Origin of the sequence: Rhodococcus sp. R1101 (assembly GCF_000278445.1) — a bacterium.
Taxonomy (GTDB): Bacteria; Actinomycetota; Actinomycetes; order Mycobacteriales; family Mycobacteriaceae; genus Rhodococcus; species Rhodococcus gordoniae.
In genome coordinates, this window is the sequence record NZ_AJVB01000268.1 from 1 (window position 1) to 5,288 (window position 5,288).

Below are 5,288 nucleotides of genomic sequence, written 5' to 3' on the forward strand. Positions count from 1 at the left end.
GTCGCGACGGAAGGGCGCAGCGGTGACCGTACGGCACGAGGAGCAGCACCATGACATCGATCGAACCTTCCCGAGGCGGGGGTGGCGGCACGATGGCGCGGCCGAACTCGTCCGGGCTGGCAGACGTCATCGACACCATTCTGGACAAGGGCCTCGTGATCGACGCGTTCGTGCGGGTGTCCCTCGTCGGCATCGAGATCGTGACCATCGATGCCCGCATCGTGGTCGCCAGCGTCGACACCTACCTGCGGTTCGCGCAGGCCGTCGACAGGCTGGAGATCTCACAGACCCAGCCGAAGGGTGTGCCCGAGATCGTCGGTGATATCGGTGGCAAGGCCGTGGAGAGCGCCGCCGAGCACAAGACCCACAGCGCCCTGGACTCCGCTGCCGAGAAGGTGCTGGGATTTCTCGACGATGTGTCGGAGAAGCGGCAGGAAGCTCCGCGAAGCAAACGGAAGCGGCGGTAGCGGATCGACCGTCGTTTTCCGGTGGCGAACGTGCTGCGAAGGGCACGGATGGGCGATACCGTCGGAACCGCAGCACGTCGACCGAGGGGTGGCAGTGGCGGATTTCGAACGGGACCGGGCGCTGATGATCCGTCTGTGGCGCATGTGGGGCTCACGCGCCGCCGACCTGTCCGACCAGCAGTGGACGACCGACACCCGACTACCCGGCTGGACGGTTCGCGACCTCTACGTGCACATCACTCCGTCCGTGATGATCGACATGCTCGCCACCCCCACAGCGGACGGCGCCGCGAAGGTCACCAGCGCGGCCGAGATACTCCGGGTCTTCAATGCCGACCCGACCGTGGCCGAATCGCGGCACGGGCAGATGGCCGAGATGGTCCGGCAACTGGCGGCCGATGCCGATCGCGCGACCGTGGCGACGCGCTTCACATCCGAGTTTCCCGCCGCCTTCGAGCGGCTCACGGGATTGAATCGTGCCACCGTCATCCCGCATCCCTTTCTGGACTCGGTCGCGCTCGGCGCCTTCATCGACGTAGCGATCCTGGAGACCACGATCCACTGGCTCGACGTAGCCGACGCGGTCGGTGGACCACCGCCGGATTCGATGGCGCTCGAACGGACGCGGGACATCCTCGCCGCGGTACCCGATCCGCTCACCTTCGTCGAGGCGGCGTCGGGACGGTCTGATCCGGCGATCCTGCCGGTCATGCGCTGAGGAACCACACGTCGTCGCTCTATGCTCGGACGATGTTCCTTCTCTTCGGCTTCGGCACCAAGCGACAGAACCTCGGTCAGGGGCAGAACCGGACGTGTCCGCGCTGTCACAACACCACTCAGTGGGCCCGCATGCGGGAGTTCAAGCAGTTCACGTTGTTCTTCGTACCGGTTGCGCGCTGGAGCCGGCGGCAGCTGGAACAGTGCGGGATCTGCGGTACCGCGGTGGAGATCTGAGGGCGATCGGTCGGGATCGGCAAAGATGGCCGGCCGCTCGGCCATGCCCGCGGAGACGGCCTCGATCCGATCGGGCGATCCCGTCAGCTCGACCTTGCAGTATGCGCCGCCGGAACAGAACCTCTGCCCGTCCGGTGGAGCACCACGGCGCGTACCGCACGGTCGGTTGCCAGCCGCTCGTGGCATCGACGATCGCGAACCTCCTCGAATTCCGGTGGGATCGCCACGTGCGGACAGCTCGGTCCGCAATCGCGAAGTCGGCTGCACAAGAGGGATTTCGATACCGACGACAGCATGTGACTCGTCGCGAAGAGCCCTCTCCCCAGCGACCCGGAGACGCGTGCCGACGTCGGCACAGAACGCCTCGGCAAGGCACACCGTGACCGAACCGTTATAGTCGGCGTCATGACTACAGTTCTCGGTGTCTCGGTCGGTGCCAGCGCGGTGCGCTTTGCGCGACGTGACACCGGGAGTGTCGACAGTCCGATCTTCCGCTCCCGCGCGATGCCCGCCCTGCTCGACCGGCCGGCCGAGCTGGCTGCGGAGTCCATCGAAACGATGCTCGCCGAGACCGACGAGATCGAGCAGGTGCGGGCCATCGGCGTCGCCTACCAGAACGAGACGCAGGCCGATTTCGTCCAGGGCGCGATGAGCCGACTGGACATCGACAACTTCCGGCTCGTGCCGGAGGTGACAGCCGCGCTCGAAATGCTGGAAACCACCGGTGATCTCGGCGATCACACCACGCTCGTCTTCTACGACCTCGGCAGCTCGGGCCTCACCGTCACGGTCGTCGACCGAGGCACCCGCATCGCATTGAGTACGGCGCGCTCGAACCGGATCAGCGGCGACCTCGTCGACCGCCTGATCTACGACCACCACGTCGAGCTGCAGCGTTTCGCCGAGCCGGCCGACATGGCGGCCCAGCGGGCGCTCACCGCCCGGTGCCGCGACGCGAAAGAGCAGTTGTCGTCGAAGGACGCGGTGTGCATGCCCGGTGAGGGTGGTCTGTTGCTGCTCTCGCAGGACAGTTTCGATTCTCTCATCGACGGACCCGTGAAGGCCTCGGCCGGCCTCGCCCTCGACGTCATCCGGCGCTCGGGACGCACTCCCGATGCTGCGGTGCTCATCGGGGGTGGAGCGAACATTCCGCTGGTCACTGCCGTGATGGAGTCGTGGCTCGACATGCCGGTCATCGTGCCCCCGCAGCCCGAACTCGTCGCAGCGGAAGGCGCAGCGCTCCTCGCCCGCCCGGGCACCGCGAAGTTCAGCGAGACGGCGGAGTTCGCCGCACCGACGGAGGTGACCGAGACCGCACAGTTCGCCCCGCAGCTGATCGCGTCGCACGCGCCGACCGAGAGTTTCGCCGCAGCCGACCTCCGGCAGGAGACCGAGGCGACCGCGCAACCGCGGAAACGGCGACGCCTCCTGCTCGCCGGTGGGGCCGTCGTCGTCGCGGCGGCGATCGGTCTGGGCGTCGAACTGCTGCAGGGATCCGGCCGCGATCCACAACCGACCGCGACGCAAGAGGAGATGCAGGTGCCACCGGCGCAGCCTGCACCGGAGCCCCGTTCCACGACAACCACGGACGCCGCCACCTCGTCGGAGGCCACCCCCACGGTGGGCGAGCAGTCGACGGTTGCGGATCGGAACGAGCCCCGCACCACCTACCAGCCGCAAACGCAGACCTCCACACAGGCGCCCATCTCCACCGGGACGCAGCAGGACGCGTCGGTCGACACCTCGGTGCCGTCTCCCGAACCCGAACCTGCTCCACTCGTCCCGGGGCTCCCCCGCTTCGAGCTACCGACACTCCCGCCGCCGCCGCAACTGCCGCTCCCGGAGCTGCCCCGGATTCCCGGGCTCTGAGTCGTCAGCCGCAGACCATCGGGGTCCGCTCGGGATTCGCCGATCCCGGATGTGACAACAGTCGCTGCCACAACCGGGCCACACGAGGACCCGGGAACGTCCGTGCTCCACGGGACCGGGTCGTCTCCCGCTTCATCGCGGGTTCGGGGTGAGCGAAAACCGTCGGCGCCGCATCGCGCACCACGCACTGTTTCTGCGGTGCCGAGTACCTGTCTTCGCCGTGGTCCCACTCGACCACCACCGAGCGTGCCCCGCTCCGGATGATCAGCGACCGCACCGGTCCCTCCACGAAGACCTCGCGGTCGACGTGATGTGCGCCGAGATGCCCGGCACCGGGTGTAGAGGCCACGCCCAACAGGATCTCGGGTTCGGTGGACGGCCGGCTCGCTTCGACCAGCAAGCGTTCTTCGTCGACTTCGCGAACAGTGACGTCACTCCGCCCCGAAACGTCTCCTACCAGCAACGCGACGTATTCGGTCTCGCCCTCCTCATCGTGGATCGCCAGCAATCGGGCCTTTCGGGAGCCACAGCGCAGCGACTCGTCGAGCTCCGGAACCATCGAGCGCGCATCCTCTGCCGCGCTCAGATCGATCCGTCTCGACGTCCAGCTGAAGAACGGCTCCGACGATGTCGTTGTCATCACCAGCTCCTTCGGCCGCTGCCCGTTCGGTTCACTTCGACGACTCCATCGTCGTCACCGAACATGCAGGAGTCGCGCGTAGTGGAGTACTCGAAACAGGGCCGCATGCCGGAGCCGAAATCTCCATCCCGGAGATATCCGCACTCTGCACATCTACGATCGAGTGCATGGATCAGCGCTGGCCACTGATTCAGCGGCGGGGGGAACTGGACATCATTGTCGCGGCCCTGACGGACCCCGACCGAGGCGGTGTGGTCCTCACCGGAGATCCCGGCGTCGGCAAGACCACCCTGGCCCGCATGGCCACCGACTCGCTGGCCGCCCCGGTGCGCTGGATCGCGGGAACAGAATCCGCTCGCAGCATCCCGCTGGGTGCCTTCGCGCACCTCGTCGAAGCTCCCCCGACTCGCGACCCCGTCGCGTTCCTCGCCGCCGTCCGACAGGCATTGCTGCACGAGCACGGCTCCGGTCACGCACGCCTGGTCCTCGGTGTCGACGACGCCCACCTGCTCGATCCGCTGTCGGCCACCTTCCTCCATCAGCTTGCACTCGATCGGGCCGTCCACACCGTGGCCACGGTGCGCCACGGCGAATCCGTGCCCGACGCCGTCACATCCCTGTGGAAGGACGGTCATCTCATCAGAGTGGAGCTGTCACCGTTCACCCGGCAGCAGTGCATCGACCTCGTCGAAACCGTGCTCGGCGGCCCGTTGGAGGAGCTGAGCGCCGACCTGATCTGGAAAGCGTCCGGCGGCAACGCCCTGTTCGTCCACCACCTCGTGATCGGAACCCGTGAAGCAGGCACGCTCCGCCGCGCCGGGAACGTGTGGCAGCTCCGTGGCGGCACGGCTGTCACCTCGGAGCTGGCCTCGCTCCTCGAACATCGCATCGATCACCTCACGTCGGAGGTGCTGCAGGCGCTGCAACTGCTGGCGTTCTGCGAACCGCTCGACCTCGAGATCCTCTGCGGTCTCGCCGGTGACGAGGCGGTCGAGGAAGCAGAACGACGCGGATTGATCGACGTCGTCGACGACGGCCGCAATTACCGCGTGCGCTACACCCATCCGCTCTTCGGCGAGGTGGTACGTCGCCGCGTGGGCCGGGTCGCAGGTCGCAGGATCCGCGGTCAGCTCGTCGAGGCCCTGGGCTCGCGTGTCCAACGGGGGCCGGCCGACCGGATCCGTCTGGCCGAGCTCTCCCTGGACAGCAACCGATCCGTCGGCACCGAACTGCTCGAGACCGCGGCCCACGACGCGATCGCCCTGGGCGACGCTCCACTGGCCGAACGGCTCGCCCGCGCGGCATTCGATGCCACGGGGACGTTCTCGGCGGCCGATCTGCTCGCCCGCGCCCTGGTG

6 protein-coding genes are annotated in these 5,288 nt (G+C 67.6%); 5 read left to right on the forward strand and 1 reads right to left on the reverse strand.

Annotated features, from left to right (window positions below; all coding sequences use genetic code 11):
* Positions 1-92 precede the first annotated feature (92 nt).
* From gvpJ to R1101_RS0115620, 4 genes are all read left to right on the forward strand, one after another.
* On the forward strand, positions 93-467 hold the full coding sequence (gvpJ, locus tag R1101_RS0115605; protein WP_016934320.1) for a gas vesicle protein GvpJ: 375 nt from the start codon (positions 93-95) through the stop codon (positions 465-467).
* A gap of 94 nt (positions 468-561) precedes the next feature.
* The gene (locus R1101_RS0115610) at positions 562-1,185 is read left to right on the forward strand and encodes a maleylpyruvate isomerase family mycothiol-dependent enzyme (protein ID WP_016934321.1); all 624 of its coding nucleotides are present in this window, start codon (positions 562-564) and stop codon (positions 1,183-1,185) included.
* Between the two features lie 32 nt (positions 1,186-1,217).
* Positions 1,218-1,421 carry a zinc-ribbon domain-containing protein gene (locus R1101_RS0115615; RefSeq protein WP_016934322.1) on the forward strand — a complete coding sequence of 68 codons (204 nt, stop codon included), beginning with the start codon at positions 1,218-1,220 and terminating at the stop codon, positions 1,419-1,421.
* A gap of 405 nt (positions 1,422-1,826) precedes the next feature.
* Positions 1,827-3,290 (forward strand): Hsp70 family protein, encoded by a 1,464-nt coding sequence (locus R1101_RS0115620; protein ID WP_016934323.1) that lies wholly within the window; start codon positions 1,827-1,829, stop codon positions 3,288-3,290.
* A 4-nt stretch (positions 3,291-3,294) separates the two neighbouring features.
* Here the strand turns inward: R1101_RS0115620 and R1101_RS0115625 are convergent, their stop codons facing one another.
* Positions 3,295-3,930 carry a hypothetical protein gene (locus tag R1101_RS0115625; protein WP_016934324.1) on the reverse strand — a complete coding sequence of 212 codons (636 nt, stop codon included), beginning with the start codon at positions 3,928-3,930 and terminating at the stop codon, positions 3,295-3,297.
* Between the two features lie 167 nt (positions 3,931-4,097).
* Here R1101_RS0115625 and R1101_RS0115630 point away from each other — a divergent pair.
* Positions 4,098-5,288: AAA family ATPase (locus R1101_RS0115630; RefSeq protein ID WP_016934325.1), on the forward strand; the 1,191-nt coding region annotated here is incomplete at its 3' end.

What these genes read in the sequence shown, in the direction of transcription:
- gvpJ (WP_016934320.1), top strand. Translation starts at nt 93, where the DNA reads ATGGCGCGGCCGAACTCGTCCGGGCTGGCAGACGTCATCGACACCATT.
- R1101_RS0115615 (WP_016934322.1), top strand. Translation starts at nt 1,218, where the DNA reads ATGTTCCTTCTCTTCGGCTTCGGCACCAAGCGACAGAACCTCGGTCAG.
- R1101_RS0115620 (WP_016934323.1), top strand. Translation starts at nt 1,827, where the DNA reads ATGACTACAGTTCTCGGTGTCTCGGTCGGTGCCAGCGCGGTGCGCTTT.
- R1101_RS0115625 (WP_016934324.1), bottom strand. Translation starts at nt 3,930, where the DNA reads ATGACAACGACATCGTCGGAGCCGTTCTTCAGCTGGACGTCGAGACGG.